A 13,383-nucleotide genomic window follows, 5' to 3' on the forward strand; every position below is an offset into this window, starting at 1 on the left:
CAATAGAAACGATAACGTTACGAAACGAAGCTCTGCGCAAGCGAGCCGATCAGCAACTGCCAGCCATCGACGAGCACGAACAGCATGAGCTTGAAGGGCAGCGCTATCGTCGTGGGCGAGACCATCATCATGCCCATCGACATCAAGACGCTCGCCACCACCACGTCGATGATGAGGAACGGAATAAAGATGGTGAAGCCGATCTGAAACCCCGTCTTCAGTTCGCTCGTCACGAACGAAGGCACCAGCAGCGACAGCGGCACGTCTTCCGGACCGTTCATCGGCGCGGCCTTCGAGATGCGGGCGAACAGCGCGAGATCCGCTTCGCGCGTCTGCTTCAGCATGAACTGCTTGAAGGGCGCGACGCCGCGCTGCATGGCCTGATCCATCGCGATGGTGCCGTCGGAGAAGGGCTTGTATGCGTCGGTGTAGGCTTTGTCGAGCACCGGCGACATCACGAAAAACGAGAGAAACAACGCGAGGCCCACGAGCACTTGATTAGGCGGCGTGCTCGTCGTGCCGAGCGCCTGGCGCAAGAGCGACAGCACGATGATGATGCGCGTGAAGCTCGTCATCATCAGGACCATGGCCGGGAGGAACGAGAGCATCGTCAGCAGCAACATCGTCTGCACGCTGAGCGAGTACGTCGTGCCGCCGTTCGGGCCGGGGCTGGTATTGAAGGCGGGAAGACCCGCCGTGCTTTGCGCGAGCGCCGCGACCGGCAACAAGGCGATCACGACCGGCAGCGCCAGTTTCACGCCGCGCACGATGTTACGACTGACCTGCATTACTTGCTCCCGCCCACGAACTTCTGAAGACGCTTGTTCGCTTCACCGGCGAGGGCATCGCGAAACCGCTGACCAAAACTGCCTTGCAACGTTTGCGCGGCCGAGGGTGCTGGTTCGCCGCTTACGTCCGCATCCGCCGATCCGGCGGGCATGGTATGCAGCAAGCGCACGTTGCCGGGCCCCGCGCCGAGCACGAGCCAGGTATCGCCTATTTCGACGACCGCCACGCGCTCCTTGTTGCCGAGCGACGCGCCGCCCACTACTTTCACGAGGCCGCCTTTCCTGCCGCCTTGGAAGCCGAACTTGCGAGCGAGCCACGCGCAACCGAACACGAAGCCGATCACGATGACGAGACCGAACAGCGTCTGCAACACCGCGCCGAAACCGAGCGACGGCACGGCGCTTCCCGCGCCGACGCTCGAAGCGATCTGCGCGGCGTGGTTCACGGCGTTCATATCGGCTGCGCGGGACAGCGCAGGCACGAAGGCAATCAGGACGGCGGCAAAGCGTTTCATCGATTCAACTTCCGGATACGTTCGGACGGCGTGATGATGTCGGTCAGGCGAATACCGAATTTGTCGTTCACGACGACCACTTCGCCTTGCGCAATAAGACAACCGTTCACCAACACGTCCATTGGCTCGCCCGCCATGCCGTCGAGTTCCACGACCGAACCCTGCGCGAGCTGCAGCAGGTTGCGAATCGCGATCTTCGTGCGGCCGAGTTCCACCGTCATCTGCACGGGGATATCGAGAATCATGTCGATGTCGTTGCGCGTCGAAGGCGCCGCGGCTTTCGACAAGGGCTGGAACACGCCCGCGCTGGCCACGGCAGGCGTTTCGTTGCCGTTCTGCTCGGCGAGCGCGCTCGCCCAGTCGTCCATCGACAACTCTTCCGCCTTCATGTCGCCCACGCCGGTCGAGCCGGGCAGTGTGCCTTCCTGCAAGAGATCACTCATATCCACCTTCCTTCATGTTGTCCGACGCGCTGACCATTTTCTGCACGCGCAGCGCGTATTGACCATTGAAAATTCCGTAGCCGCATTCCATCACCGGCACGCCGTCCACCTTGGCGACGACATGCTCGGGCACGTCGATCGGCAGCACGTCGCCCTTGCGCATGTTGAGCAGCCTTTCGAACGACGAACGGATCTCGGCGAGTTCCACCGTCAGTTCCACTTCCGCCGATTGCACTTGCTGCGAGAGCACGCGCACCCAGCGGCGATCCACTTCGAGCGCTTCGCCCTGAATCGGCGAGGAGAGCTGGTCGCGAATCGGCTCGATCATCGAGTAAGGCATGCAGATATGCAGCGTGCCGCCCGTCGAACCGAATTCGATGGTGAACTGCGTCACGATGACGATTTCATTCGGCGTCGCCACGTTCGCGAACTGCGTGTGCATTTCCGAGCGCATGAATTCGAACTGCAGCGGACGCACGCTCTTCCACGAAGCGGAGTAGTGCTCGAATACCAGCGTGAGCAGCTTGTGAATGATGCGTTGCTCGGTCTGCGTGAACTCGCGGCCTTCGACGCGCGTATGGAAACGCCCGTCGCCGCCGAAGAGGTTGTCGACCACGAAGAACACGAGGTTCGGATCGAACACGAACAGCGACGTGCCGCGCAGAGGCTTCACATGGACCAGGTTGAGGTTGGTCGGGATCGGCAGATTGCGCGTGAATTCGCTGTACTTCTGCACCTTCACCGGGCCGACGGAGATTTCCGCCGAACGCCGCATGAAGTTGAAGATGCCCACGCGCAACAGGCGCGCGAAGCGGTCGTTGATGATTTCGAGGCCGGGCATCCGGCCGCGGACAATGCGTTCCTGCGTCGCGATGTTGTAAGGACGAACGCCGGCGGGCTTGCTGTCGTCTGAAACCTGATCGACTTCGCCGGTGACGCCCTTGAGGAGGGCATCGACCTCCTCCTGCGACATGAACTCTTCGTGGCCCATGACTCTTTTCCGTTTCCTTGAATCTGGTGCGCGGGCTTACTGCACGACGAATTCGGTGAACAACACTTCTTCGACGTGGGCGGGATGATCCGGCGCGCTGGCGGCCTTCTCGACGGCTTCGCGCAGTTCGTCGGCGAGCTTGCGCTTGCCTTCGACGGTCGCCATCTCTTCGGGGTGCTTGCCGGAGATGAGCATCAGCACGCGACTGCGGATCTCAGGCATGCGTTCGGTGATCTGCACCTGAGCCTTTTCGTCCGCGAGCTTGAGCGACAGACCGACGCGCAGGTAGTGCATGATGCCGTCGTCGGCTTGCAGGTTGACGGTCAGCGAATCGAGCGGGAAGAACACGGGCGGCGGCACCGGTGCGGGCTTGGCGGGGCCGTGAGGCTGCTTGCCGAGCATGAAGTAAGCGCCGCCGGCGCCAGCACCCAGCAGAACGACCGCGCCAATGGCGATGATCAGAGTCTTCTTGAGCTTGCCGCTCTTCGCGGGAACGATGTCTTTCGGATTTGCAGTGGTGGTAGCCATGAATTCTTGCCCTCTTTCGATAGGTTGAATTGTTGGCTATAACGCCGTTGAGCGATGGGGCGAAAAGAGGGGGGATTTGGGGCTAACTCGTGGGTTAGGGCAGCTTGCTGGCGGATGCAGAGCCTTGCTATTCCGGTCTCGACGGCCCGTGAGCGAACGCTGAAAATGGGCGCGCGAACGCATTGCCGCGAGAAAGTTGCCCATGCACAGCATTTGGCACTATTTTTCAGCAAGGGCCCTTCGGTCATGTGAAACTGCGGTACGGGCGATACGCCAAGCGTTTCAGGCCGCTTTCTGGAAGGTTAGATGCGGCTATAACGCCTTCGCCTGAACGACGTTTCTTGCATTTAACGCGCATATCTACAAATCGACGTTAGACACGAACGTGTTGTCATCGCCGACGTACAAGGAAGGCAATAGCGAAATGACCGTCTATTACGCCGCCGTGGATGGCGACCCGCTCACCAGCGAAGAGGGGAGCTACGTAATCGCGCAAGGGCGAACTCGGCGCATTGCGGACGAAAGCGGTCGACTGCGCGGCGGGGCAGTGATCGGCGACTTCGCCTTCCTGCACAGCTTGCGAGAGCACAGGCGAAATTACCTATGGTGTCCATCTAACACCGGGCCGTAGACCTAAAGATCGGGGACGCGATTGGGCGCTTGGCGGTGACCGGGTTCTTTGCCAGTGCTCGACGTCTCCGATCATCTATCCGGCTCACGGAAGACGATGCCGGATATTCGATCACGCGCCCATCACGCGCTTCTCGTCGAGCAATGCTTCGGCAGAGCCGCCGGTACCTCCTGATGCAGACCACTGGATCAGCTTCACTCTGCGCGAGCCGGAAAGCTACGAAGGCATGTCATGCGTCGCACGCTTCGCGGACGGGTCCAGCGAGCGAGGCAGTATCGGCGGCGGCAACAACATCCGGTTCGCTAGATCGAACAACAGCGCATGCACACGTATCGAGATCGCGGTAAGCGTTTCTCCCACTGAGGAAGCGACCGTATCTCAAGCACTTTTATCGATTATTCGAGCTTAATGCCAGACACAAAAGCGCCAGTAAGCGGCAGTACCATCAGAGGTTCTTTCGCGGCGAACAAAGATCACCAGATTGATTCCCGGATTCTGGCCGATGCGCGCGCCGCTCTCGAAGGCGCTGGAGCGTATTTCTCCCAAAGCGTTATCAGCGACGCGAGCGTGCGAGCGCGTTATGCCGCTGGCATCGAGCGAATGAGCGAGACCGTTCAAACCGAAGTCAACGCTGGACGCATGACCGCTGCAGAGGGTGCGGCCTTCTGCCAGGACATGCGCAATCGCATCATGGAAGAGGCGAGGACGGCCACTTCGCCCACGAGTTTGGCAAAAGCACAGGCATATAAGGCAGAAGGGCTTGGTCTTGAAAAGCTTCTCGACAAGTACTCGGTTAAAAACTTTTCCAAGCCGTTTCATGCATTGACCGAGTCTGAAAAAGACCGCGCTTACTTCTCGATAATCGAATCGGCGGGAAGGAGTAACGCCAAGGTCAACGCAAAAACGGCCCGAATGAAATTGATGGGCAAGGTCGGCCTCTTGATAACAGGAGTGCTCGCCGGATATGAGATTTTGAACGCCAGAGACAAGATAAGCGAAGCTGAACGCCAAATTGCGTCCATTGAAGGCGGGTTGATCGGCGGTGCGCTTGCGGGTCTTGCCGTAGGATCAATCTGCGGACCGGGAGCCCCAATATGTGCTCTCGGTGTCGTCTTGATCGGTTCAACTCTCGGTTCTGTCGTAACTCAAACGGCTCAGGACGCTTATCTCGACGAATTGGAGGAATTCCGCACGTGGGGCATCAGATAGACCAGCAGGCAAGGGAGCGCATTTGGACGACGATGGCGGAATTCTTCGTCGATAACAGAATCGACTACGACTACCAAGCATCGAAAATATGTGTCTATCCATTGAAAGAACTCAAAAAGATTTTCTTTCGGGAGGTCGCTCCAGTGTGCGGTCCGAACGCCTTAACTGCAGCGCCGCCGATCTGGCTTTCATTCGATGATCAAACGGTGATCGATGAAGTCAGGAAACTCCTGTTGAAACGCGACGCGTCTGCTTTCTTCCGTTTGCGACACGAACTCAGCGTTCTGTATCTTCGGGTGACACTCAACGGAATTTGGCAGGAAGTCGAGAGAGCGATCACGCGTCAGCGAGGACGCGCAACCTGTGCTTGATCAATGTGATTGCAATCGGCTCGTCTCAAGAAGCCGAATCGATTGCACCACGGCCATCAAGCAAACGTATCCACCAACCCGACCGTACGCCGCACCGGCATCGTCACTGTGCTTGCCACGCCCGAATCGCTACCGCCGACGCCGCCAACACCGCCCACGCCGCGTCCGTTGCCCGACGACGAGCGGCCCTCGCCGCGGTCCTGTTGCGACGACTGGCGCGCGAATCCATCCGAAACGCTGGTGGAGCCTAAGCTGATGCCATTGGCTTCCATCGCCTCGCGCAGCTTCGGCATCGCGGCTTCGACCGCTTCGCGCACCTGCGCATGCTGCGACACGAAGAGCGCGTGCGCATGATTCTCGGAAACCTGCAGAGTGACCTGCAACGGGCCGAGATCCTTCGGATTGAGCGTCAACTCCGCGCTCTGTTGCTGCGAATTCGAGAGGAACACGACTTTCTGGCTGAACGCATCGTCCCAGCCGCCAGCGCCCACGTGCGGCGCAATCGCCGCGCTGGTCGCCGCCGTCATCTCGCCTTGCGCACTCGATACCGCCGACCCCGCCGATGCCGATTGCATCGCCACCGCGCGCGCCGCTGCATCGGCTTGCTGCGAGATGGCTTTGTACGCCGCGCTGCCCGCATCGGCTTGCGGGGTCAGCGCGGCCTGAACCGCTGCCGCATCGCTTGCCAGTGCCGCGGTCGTCGCCGGCGCCGCGTTGTCCCTGGCATCGCCGGCGAGCGCGTTGAGCAGGCCGCCCGAGCGATTACCCTTCGATCCTTCGCCGACCATGCCGCCCGACGGCTCGTCACTCTTTCCAGCGCCCGTGGCCGCGACCGCGCCCGCATGCGCCGATGCCGCCGCGTTCATCGGCACGGCATTCGCCGGCACGTTGTTCATCGCGGCGAGCGCGGCCTGCAGCGCATCTTGCGCGGACTTGGCGTCGCCGCTCTTGTGCGTGTCGCCGGTCGCGGTCTTGTCGTCATCCGTCGATGCAACCGCCGTCGCGGCCGCATCGGTTACGTCGGACACGGTGGTATTCGCAGCTTCGGCGGCGTCCGCGCGCTCGGCCGCATCGGCGGCATCCGTCGCTTTCGCGGGCTTTGCCGGGGCGGCAGGCTTGGACGCATCCGCCGTTTCGGTCTTGCCCGAAGGCTTCGATGCCTCCTTCGTCGAATCCGTCTTGCCGCTCTTGTCGGCCGACGACGACGCCTGCGTGTCTGTCGCGCTATCGCTCTTCTTCACGTCGCTCGCGTCGTCCGACTTGCTGGCGCTCGCGGTGTCGTCGGACTTCGGCACGTCATGCACGCTCGACTTGGCCGCAGTGGACGAAGACAAGGACGACGCCGCCAGCGCCTTGGCTGCCTGTGCGTCGGCATTGGCCTTGTCGGTCATGCTCTGCAGCGTCAGGCCGAACGACGCGCCTGCGTCCGCTGCACGCTTTTTGGCAGCCGAAGATGACGAAACGCCCGACTGCGCGCCGATGGAAGAAACGGAGGACATGCGTTACCTCGAAAAAGTCCGGTAGTTAAATTCAGGCGCGTTCGGCGCGCATGCGCAGCACCTTGGCCGCGTGCTCGTCCGATTCGCGCTGTTCCACGCGCGCCGCCTTCTTGGCGAGCAACGCCTCGCCGCGCGCCGCGAGCACCTCGTAGCTGCCGACCTTCTGCTTCTTGAGACGCCATTCCGGCTTCGCTGCCTCGATGCGCTGGTCGGCCATCACGAGCAACGTGCGCTGTTGCGCAATCGCCGAGTCCAGCGTGTCGACGAACGCCTGGAAGTTACGCAGCGTCTGCGCCGTCGTGCCTTGCTGCGCCGACGCCGTGAAACGCGCGTGATATTCGTCGCGATACGTCACGAGCGAATTGAGTTGCCCCTCGATTTCGTTGCGCTCCTGCTGAAGCTTGCCCAGCTTCTTGGTCGCGGCGTCGAGTTCTTCCTGAGCGAGTTCGATCAGGGTGTTGATCGGCAGATTCTTTGACATGGACGAGTTGGTCTCTGTGGTCGCGCGGTTTTTTTAATAACTTATGACAAATATAGGTGCGGCTGCAAATACTAGTTGAAAAGTTGATGCAATAAATCAAGACTCGGTTCGAAATTCGCCTGCTCGCGAAAGCCTTGCTGTAAAAACGACTCCATTCGCGGATAAAGCGCGATGGCCCGGTCGAGCAGGGCATCGCGGCCGCTGGAATACGCGCCCACGTTGATCAGATCGCGATTGCGCTGATAACGCGAGAGCATCTGCTTGAAAAGGCGCACGTGTTCGAGATGCTTGTCGTCGATGAGCGCGGTCATCGCGCGGCTAATCGACTGTTCGATATCGATAGCCGGATAATGCCCCGCCTCGGCGAGCGAGCGGTTCAGCACGATATGGCCGTCGAGAATGGCGCGGGCCGAATCGGCGATCGGATCTTGCTGGTCGTCGCCTTCGGTGAGCACGGTGTAGAACGCGGTGATCGAACCGCCGCCTTCCGGGCCATTGCCGGTACGCTCGACGAGCGCGGGCAGCTTGGCGAACACCGACGGCGGGTAACCCTTGGTCGCGGGCGGCTCGCCAATCGCAAGTGCGATCTCGCGCTGCGCCATCGCGTAACGCGTCAGCGAATCCATCAGCAGCAACACATGCTTGCCCTGATCGCGGAAATATTCGGCGAGCGAAGTCGCGTAAGTCGCGCCCTGCATGCGCAGCACCGGCGAAACGTCAGCCGGCGCGGCCACGACGACCGAACGCGCGAGACCGTCTTCGCCCAGAATCTGTTCGATGAATTCCTTCACTTCGCGGCCGCGTTCGCCGATCAGTCCGATCACGATCACTTCCGCGCTCGTGTAGCGCGCCATCGTGCCGAGCAGCACCGATTTACCGACGCCCGAGCCCGCGAACAGGCCCATGCGCTGGCCGCGTCCAACCGTCAGCAGCGAATTGATTGCGCGCACGCCGACGTCCAGCACTTTGTGAATCGGCTCGCGATTCAGCGGGTTGATGACCGGCGATGACAACGGCGCATCGACTTTTGCGCCGAGCGGGCCGAGTCCGTCGAGCGGACGGCCGGATGCATCGACCACGCGGCCGAGCATCTCCCAGCCGACCGGCAGACGTTTTGCGCCTGCCATCGGATCGTTGATCGGCGCGCTTTCCAGCGGATACACGCGCGCGCCGGGCAAGAGGCCGGCCATTTCCGTGGTCGGCATCAAAAAGAGTTTGTCGCCCGCGAAGCCGACGACTTCGGCTTCGGCGGTCGGAATGGCGCTGCCCGGCGGCAGTTCGATCATGCATTCGGAACCGACGCCCATCTTCAGTCCGACCGCTTCGAGCACGAGGCCGGCGGCGCGCGTGAGACGTCCGCACGGACGCAGCGGCTTGGCGATCGCGGTACGCGCCTTGAGGGCGTCGAGCTTGTCGCGCCAGGCGTCGATATGCGGATTGCCCGCCATGTTCGCGAGTTCCGCGATGGTCCGCGCAGCGAGTTCCTCCGGCGATTCTTCCTCGACGACAGCTTCCGGCCCGAACGACGCGCGCGCGATTTCCTGCTCCAGCTCGCTTAGTCCGTCCTGCGTGATGCGATGCGTCATTGCGCTATTTACCACGGCTTGTTCCTCCCCAATGCCGCCGCGACACGCTCCCAGCGCGACGCATTGGTCGAATCGATTTCGCCGCTCGCCGCGTGCGCGCGGCAGCCGCCGCGTTCCACGAGCGGGTCGGGCCGCACCATCCAGCCAGCCGCGCCGAGTTCTTCCTGCAAGTACGCATCGACGATAGGCAAATCGGCGGGATTCACGATCAGCGTCGGCGATCCCGTGAGTTCCGGCTCGGCCGCGATCACTTCGCGCGCCACGGTGACGAGCGCCGTCGGATCGTGCGCTAGATGCTGCCGCACCACTTGCTGCGCGATATCGACCGCGAGCGTGGCGAGCGTTTCCGCGATAGCGGCATCGGCGGCTTGCAGCGCGATCCTGAACGCATCGGCGATTTCCGCGAGACGCGCCGCTTCGGCGAGCGCTTCCTTGCGGCCGTCCTCGAAACCCTTGGCGTGCCCTTGTTCGAAACCGGCCTGATACCCGATCGCCTGTCCAGCCACATGACCCGTGGCGAGACCTTGCGCATGCGCGTCTTCCTCGACGCGGCGCAAATGCGCTTCGAGCGCTGCCTGATCCGCCGCGCTGTGGTCCACGGTGACGGGATCGAACGAAGCCATCTCCCAGCGCTGATACGCGGAGAGCGGCGCCTTCGGGTTCTGGGCCGGATTAGACATATGCATCCTCTGCCTTGCCGCCTAATTGAATCTGGCCGTTTTCGGCCAGATTACGCACCACCTGAAGCACCTTGCGTTGCTGCTGCTCGACTTCCGACACACGCACCGGACCGCGCGAATCGAGGTCTTCCGCAAGCAATTCGGCCGCGCGTTGCGACATGTTCGACAGGAACTTCTGACGCAACGCGGGCTGCGCGCCCTTGAGCGAGACGATCAGCGTTTCGGATTCCACTTCCTTCAGCAGCAACTGGATCGCGCGGTCTTCCAGGTCGAGCAGGTTCTCGAACACGAACATCTGGTCGATGATCTTCTGCGCGAGTTCCACGTCGTATTCCTTGACGTTGTTGATCACGCCCTCTTCATGGTTGCTCGACATGAAGTTGAGAATCTCGGCCGCCGTGCGGATACCGCCCATCGGCGCGCGCTTCAGGTTGTCGCTGCCGGAGAGAAGCGTGGTCAGCACATCGTCGAGTTCGCGCAGCGCGGCGGGCTGAATACCGTCGAGCGTGGCGATACGCAGCAGCACGTCGTTACGCAGACGGTCGTTGAGCAGCGAGACGATTTCCGAAGCCTGATCGCGGTCCAAATGCACGAGGATCGTCGCGATGATCTGCGGATGCTCGTTCTTGATGAGTTCCGCGACCGCGCCCGAGTCCATCCACTTCAGACCTTCGATACCGCTCGTATCGCTGCCTTGCAGAATCCGGTCGATGAGCGCGCCAGCCTTGGTTTCGCCGAGCGCCTTCGTGAGCACCGAGCGGATGTACTCGCTCGAATCGAGCGACAACGCGGTGTGCTGCTCCGCTTCGCTGACGAATTCGGTCAGCACGTTGTCGAGCTGCTCGCGCGTCACGTTCTTGAGCGCCGCCATGGTCGCGCCGATCTTCTGCACCTCGCGCGGAGCGAGATACTTGAAAACTTCGGCGGCTTCTTCCTCGCCAATCGACATCAGGAGAAGCGCGGCTTTATTGAGACCTTCAGCGTTCATCGGACACCCAGTTCTTCACGACCGTCGCCACGATTCTCGCGTCCTGACGCGCCACCATGCGCGCGTAGTCGAGATTGCGATCGAACTTGGCCTTGTTGCTTTCATGACCGAGGAGACTTACCTCGGCATCCTTGTCATCATCGTCATTCTTGGCGCCGCCTTCGAGCGTCGGGCCGTCGAGCAGCGAGAGTTCGTCTGGCGCGTTGAGCGAGGGCGCCGCCGGTTCCGGCACGGGGAAGGCGCGGCGCATTGCCGGCTTAACCATGCTGAAGTACAGGAACAGTGCGACGATGCCGATGCCCACGTACTTCGCCAACTGGATGCCGCGCATGATCATGTCCGGCGTGCGCCACCACGGCACATCGGGCGTCACGTTCTGGTCGGAGTTGAACGCGCTGTTCACCACGTTGACCGAGTCGCCGCGCTTCTCGTCGTAGCCCATCGCGTCCTTCACGAGTTGCTGGACTTGCGCGAGCTTGTCGGCGGCGAGCGGCGTCATCGTGACGTTGCCCTTCGCATCGACCTGACGCTGATAGTTCACGACCACCGCCACCGAAAGACGCTTGATGCCGCCTGTCGCCTGTTCGTAGTGGCGCACCGTGCGGTCCACTTCGTAATTGGTCGTCGTGTCCTTGCGCAGGTTCTGCGGCGTGGACTTCGCGGCGGCAGCGCCGGTTGCGTCCGATGCTCCGCCCGTGACCGGCGCGGATGCCGGCTGCGGCGGCTGGTTCGACAGCGCGCCCGGCACGCCCGACGGGCCGCTGCCCGAGGTTTCGCTGGATTCGCTCGATTGCTGGCTGCGGATCGACGTGTTCTGCGGGTTGGCGTTCGGGCCGTAGCTTTCGGCGGTCTGTTCGAGCTTCGAGAAGTCGATGTCCGCGCTCACTTGCGAATGCGCGTTGCCGCCGCCGAAGAGCGGGGAAAGAATCGCGTCGATGCGCTTTTGCGTGTTGTGCTCGATCTGCTGCACGTACTTCAGTTGCGATGCGTCGAGACCGTTCGCGGCGCTCTGGTTCGTGAGCAGGTTGCCGTCCTGATCGACGATATTCACGTTCTTGACCGGCATGTCCGCCACGCCCGACGACACCATGTGCGCGATCGCCGAAACCTGTCCTTCGTCGAGCACGCGGCCGGGAAAGAGGTTGACCATGACGGACGCGGTCGGCAGTTCCTTGTCGCGCACGAACACGCTCGGCTTCGGAATGGCCAGATGCACGCGTGCCGACTTCACCGAGGAAATTGCGCCGATGGTGCGTTCCAGTTCGCCTTCGAGCGCGCGCTGGTAGTTGATCTGCTCCGCGAACTGGCTAATGCCGAACTTCTGGTTGTCCATCAGTTCGAAGCCGACCGAGCCGCTTTTCGGCAAACCCTGGCTTGCGAGGCGCAGACGCGTTTCGTGCACCGACTCGGCCGGAACGAGGATCGCGCCGCCGCCGTCGGAGAGCTTGTAGGGAATGTTGCCCTGCTGGAGCGCGGCGACGATCGCACCGCCGTCGCGGTCGGAGAGATTCGAGAACAGCACGCGGTAGTCGGGCTGGCGCGTCCACATGACGAGCCCCGCCACGACCATCGCCAAGATCGCCACGGCGATGATGAGCGGCACGCGCGGGTTCGAGCGGAATTGCGAGAGCATCGGCATGCGCTGAGCGAAGCCGCCGAAGTCGGCGCCGCCAGCGCCGCCGGTGAGGCTGGGGCTCGCGGCGCTCGCCGAGGCGCCAGGCTGCGCGCCTGCCAGGCCCATTCTGGCGTCTGGCGTGATCAGTGAGTTGTTGGGCGTATCCATTTAGCGTCGAAGCTCCGAATCTTTTGCGTTCCCCTCTGGCCGGTCGTACTGCCCGTGATGCGGCGCCGGAGGACTTTTGACGAGATGGATTATCCGCAGAAGATTGCAAGTCGATTCAGCGAATAGAGCCGGGTTTCCCCCGTTCTTCCAGCGCTTTGGAAAATGCCGCGCTGCTAATCTTTCTCGTACTCGGTAAAAGCGTTCGGACGACCGTTCGCACGCCGCCCCGAACCCGGCGACGAGCGACTTTCGCACTTGGGCGCTGAACCGGCTCTTTACTTGTCAATCGGAGACACCATGAACTTCCCGATCAATCCGCTCACCTCCGCGCTGAGCACAATGCAGTCGATGGCGACGCAGGCCGCCGGCAGCCCCACGGTCGCCACGGGCGCCGTATCCGGACAGGACGCGGGAATCGGCCAGTCGGGCGCGGTGAGCGCGGGCACGTTCGCGGACGCGCTGCAGTCGTCGATCAGCAAGATCAGCGACAACCAGACGAAGGCGCTGTCCGAAGCGCACGCGTTCGAAATCGGCGCGCCGAACGTTTCGCTCAACGACGTGATGGTCGATATGCAAAAGGCCAACGTCGGCATGCAGTTCGGCTTGCAAGTACGCAACAAGCTCGTGTCGGCCTACAACGACATCATGCAAATTTCGGTGTGACGCGCTGTGGCTGGCGCGTGCGTTTCGAATCCGTCCCCATCATGCCGATACGGCCCCAGAGCCTTGCGCCCTAAAGCTTTGCCGCGATTCTCCGATAACCTCGATAACAGCACGGCGAACGATGGTTCGATCGCCAGCACCGATTCTTACCGGTCGGACGAAGCGGCCTTTGCGCCGTCGTCCGAGCACCGCGCGCCACGTGCCGCGGGCGTCATTCGGTATCGCAT

The 13,383-nt window shown here is 62.0% G+C and carries 15 protein-coding genes; 4 read left to right on the forward strand and 11 right to left on the reverse strand.

All coding sequences use genetic code 11. The features are described from left to right. Nucleotides 1–17: 17 nt before the first annotated feature. From fliP to fliL, 5 genes are read right to left on the reverse strand one after another with little or no spacing between them, the layout of a single operon-like run. Nucleotides 18–788, reverse strand: a complete 771-nt coding sequence (gene fliP / locus P9292_RS26955) for a flagellar type III secretion system pore protein FliP (RefSeq protein ID WP_244826545.1) — start codon at nt 786–788, stop codon at nt 18–20. Continuing rightward, complete coding sequence (fliO, locus tag P9292_RS26960) at nt 788–1,303, reverse strand: flagellar biosynthetic protein FliO (protein ID WP_309844814.1); 516 nt, start codon at nt 1,301–1,303, stop codon at nt 788–790. The genes fliP and fliO overlap by 1 nt, the downstream gene beginning before the upstream one ends. Further along, entirely contained in the window at nt 1,300–1,692 is a 393-nt protein-coding gene (fliN, locus tag P9292_RS26965; RefSeq protein WP_244828135.1) for a flagellar motor switch protein FliN, read from the reverse strand. The genes fliO and fliN overlap by 4 nt, the downstream gene beginning before the upstream one ends. Nucleotides 1,693–1,738: 46 nt before the next feature. Then, a complete protein-coding gene (gene fliM, locus P9292_RS26970; protein WP_244826543.1) occupies nt 1,739–2,737 on the reverse strand; it encodes a flagellar motor switch protein FliM in 999 nt (332 codons plus the stop codon). Nucleotides 2,738–2,773: 36 nt separating this feature from the next. Next, nucleotides 2,774–3,265 carry a flagellar basal body-associated protein FliL gene (gene fliL / locus P9292_RS26975; protein ID WP_244826542.1) on the reverse strand — a complete coding sequence of 164 codons (492 nt, stop codon included), beginning with the start codon at nt 3,263–3,265 and terminating at the stop codon, nt 2,774–2,776. 385 nt (nt 3,266–3,650) lie between these two features. Between fliL and P9292_RS26980 the strand changes: the two genes are divergently transcribed. The 3 genes from P9292_RS26980 to P9292_RS26990 all read left to right on the forward strand — a co-directional run bounded on the left by P9292_RS26980 (nt 3,651) and on the right by P9292_RS26990 (nt 5,476). Continuing rightward, nucleotides 3,651–3,896, forward strand: a complete 246-nt coding sequence (locus tag P9292_RS26980; protein ID WP_309962114.1) for a hypothetical protein — start codon at nt 3,651–3,653, stop codon at nt 3,894–3,896. Nucleotides 3,897–4,304: 408 nt separating this feature from the next. Continuing rightward, entirely contained in the window at nt 4,305–5,105 is an 801-nt protein-coding gene (locus P9292_RS26985; RefSeq protein WP_244826540.1) for a hypothetical protein, read from the forward strand. After that, entirely contained in the window at nt 5,090–5,476 is a 387-nt protein-coding gene (locus P9292_RS26990) for a hypothetical protein (protein WP_309962117.1), read from the forward strand. Before P9292_RS26985 ends, P9292_RS26990 begins: the two co-directional genes overlap by 16 nt. 56 nt (nt 5,477–5,532) lie before the next feature. Here P9292_RS26990 and P9292_RS26995 read toward each other — a convergent pair whose 3' ends face one another. The 6 genes from P9292_RS26995 to fliF form a co-directional block, all read right to left on the reverse strand. Next, nucleotides 5,533–6,975 (reverse strand): flagellar hook-length control protein FliK, encoded by a 1,443-nt coding sequence (locus P9292_RS26995; protein WP_309962118.1) that lies wholly within the window; start codon nt 6,973–6,975, stop codon nt 5,533–5,535. Between the two features lie 31 nt (nt 6,976–7,006). Continuing rightward, on the reverse strand, nt 7,007–7,456 hold the full coding sequence (gene fliJ, locus P9292_RS27000; protein ID WP_244826537.1) for a flagellar export protein FliJ: 450 nt from the start codon (nt 7,454–7,456) through the stop codon (nt 7,007–7,009). A gap of 71 nt (nt 7,457–7,527) precedes the next feature. Continuing rightward, entirely contained in the window at nt 7,528–9,042 is a 1,515-nt protein-coding gene (gene fliI / locus P9292_RS27005) for a flagellar protein export ATPase FliI (RefSeq protein ID WP_250466294.1), read from the reverse strand. 8 nt (nt 9,043–9,050) lie between these two features. After that, nucleotides 9,051–9,722, reverse strand: a complete 672-nt coding sequence (gene fliH, locus P9292_RS27010; protein WP_250466034.1) for a flagellar assembly protein FliH — start codon at nt 9,720–9,722, stop codon at nt 9,051–9,053. After that, nucleotides 9,715–10,710, reverse strand: coding sequence for a flagellar motor switch protein FliG (gene fliG, locus P9292_RS27015; protein WP_244826535.1), 996 nt, complete (start codon nt 10,708–10,710; stop codon nt 9,715–9,717). The genes fliH and fliG overlap by 8 nt, the downstream gene beginning before the upstream one ends. Continuing rightward, nucleotides 10,700–12,493 carry a flagellar basal-body MS-ring/collar protein FliF gene (gene fliF, locus P9292_RS27020; protein WP_244826534.1) on the reverse strand — a complete coding sequence of 598 codons (1,794 nt, stop codon included), beginning with the start codon at nt 12,491–12,493 and terminating at the stop codon, nt 10,700–10,702. Before fliF ends, fliG begins: the two co-directional genes overlap by 11 nt. Nucleotides 12,494–12,790: 297 nt before the next feature. Between fliF and fliE the strand changes: the two genes are divergently transcribed. Beyond that, a complete protein-coding gene (fliE, locus tag P9292_RS27025) occupies nt 12,791–13,156 on the forward strand; it encodes a flagellar hook-basal body complex protein FliE (RefSeq protein WP_244826533.1) in 366 nt (121 codons plus the stop codon). The last annotated feature ends 227 nt before the right edge of the window (nt 13,157–13,383 follow it).

The sequence above is a fragment of the Caballeronia sp. LZ001 genome (assembly GCF_031450875.1).
GTDB lineage: Bacteria > Pseudomonadota > Gammaproteobacteria > Burkholderiales > Burkholderiaceae > Caballeronia.

Bases quoted from the DNA above. Each gene is read 5' to 3' on its own strand.
- fliM (WP_244826543.1), bottom strand. From the start codon at position 2,737: ATGGGCCACGAAGAGTTCATGTCGCAGGAGGAGGTCGATGCCCTCCTC.
- fliN (WP_244828135.1), bottom strand. From the start codon at position 1,692: ATGAAGGCGGAAGAGTTGTCGATGGACGACTGGGCGAGCGCGCTCGCC.
- fliI (WP_250466294.1), bottom strand. From the start codon at position 9,042: ATGACGCATCGCATCACGCAGGACGGACTAAGCGAGCTGGAGCAGGAA.
- fliE (WP_244826533.1), top strand. From the start codon at position 12,791: ATGAACTTCCCGATCAATCCGCTCACCTCCGCGCTGAGCACAATGCAG.
- fliP (WP_244826545.1), bottom strand. From the start codon at position 788: ATGCAGGTCAGTCGTAACATCGTGCGCGGCGTGAAACTGGCGCTGCCG.
- P9292_RS26985 (WP_244826540.1), top strand. From the start codon at position 4,305: ATGCCAGACACAAAAGCGCCAGTAAGCGGCAGTACCATCAGAGGTTCT.
- fliL (WP_244826542.1), bottom strand. From the start codon at position 3,265: ATGGCTACCACCACTGCAAATCCGAAAGACATCGTTCCCGCGAAGAGC.
- fliO (WP_309844814.1), bottom strand. From the start codon at position 1,303: ATGAAACGCTTTGCCGCCGTCCTGATTGCCTTCGTGCCTGCGCTGTCC.
- fliG (WP_244826535.1), bottom strand. From the start codon at position 10,710: ATGAACGCTGAAGGTCTCAATAAAGCCGCGCTTCTCCTGATGTCGATT.
- P9292_RS26995 (WP_309962118.1), bottom strand. From the start codon at position 6,975: ATGTCCTCCGTTTCTTCCATCGGCGCGCAGTCGGGCGTTTCGTCATCT.
- fliF (WP_244826534.1), bottom strand. From the start codon at position 12,493: ATGGATACGCCCAACAACTCACTGATCACGCCAGACGCCAGAATGGGC.
- fliJ (WP_244826537.1), bottom strand. From the start codon at position 7,456: ATGTCAAAGAATCTGCCGATCAACACCCTGATCGAACTCGCTCAGGAA.
- fliH (WP_250466034.1), bottom strand. From the start codon at position 9,722: ATGTCTAATCCGGCCCAGAACCCGAAGGCGCCGCTCTCCGCGTATCAG.